The 605-nt window shown below is 54.2% G+C and carries 1 protein-coding gene; it reads left to right on the top strand.

Going from position 1 to position 605, the window contains the following annotated elements; all coding sequences use genetic code 11:
- On the top strand, positions 1-605 hold a 605-nt coding region (locus tag RW114_RS20870), incomplete at its 5' end, for a sulfate/molybdate ABC transporter ATP-binding protein (RefSeq protein WP_422614859.1).

Genomic DNA, 605 nt, shown 5'->3' with positions numbered 1-605 from the left:
TGGCTCGCGCCTTGGCCGTGGAGCCCTCGGTATTATTGCTGGATGAACCGTTCGGCGCGCTCGATGCCAGTGTGCGCAAGGATTTGCGCCAATGGCTGCGCAACCTGCATCACGACCTGAATGTCACCAGCATTTTTGTCACTCATGATCAGGAAGAAGCCATGGAAGTCGCCAGCCAGGTGGTGGTGCTCAATCATGGCCGCATCGAGCAGCAAGGCGCGCCCGGCGATATTTACGATCATCCGGCCAATGCGTTCGTGTCCCGATTTATCGGACAAACCAATGTTTTCGATCTGGATGAACACGATGCCGATTGGCTGCAAACAGCAGGCTTATCCACAGCGCAGCAAAAAGGCAAGATTGCCCATGTGCGTCCGCATGATATTGTCATTGAAAAATCGACTGCCGGTACCGATACATTTGTAACCCTGAAAGACTGGCAGCATTTGGGCTCCCTGATCCGCATTGAGTTGGTCAAGAGCGGCGCGAATGGACAGGCGGCAAGCGTTTATGCGGAAATGCCCAATGACCAGTTCAGACGCTTGCAGCTGAATAGAGGCGACAAGGTTGAGCTGCGGATACGCCACGCGCATTGGTTTCATTAG

It is taken from the genome of Methylobacter svalbardensis (assembly GCF_037671525.1).
GTDB lineage: Bacteria > Pseudomonadota > Gammaproteobacteria > Methylococcales > Methylomonadaceae > Methylobacter_A > Methylobacter_A svalbardensis.
The sequence above is the reverse complement of the archived record's forward strand: the minus strand, read 5'-3'. Positions and strand labels throughout refer to the sequence as shown.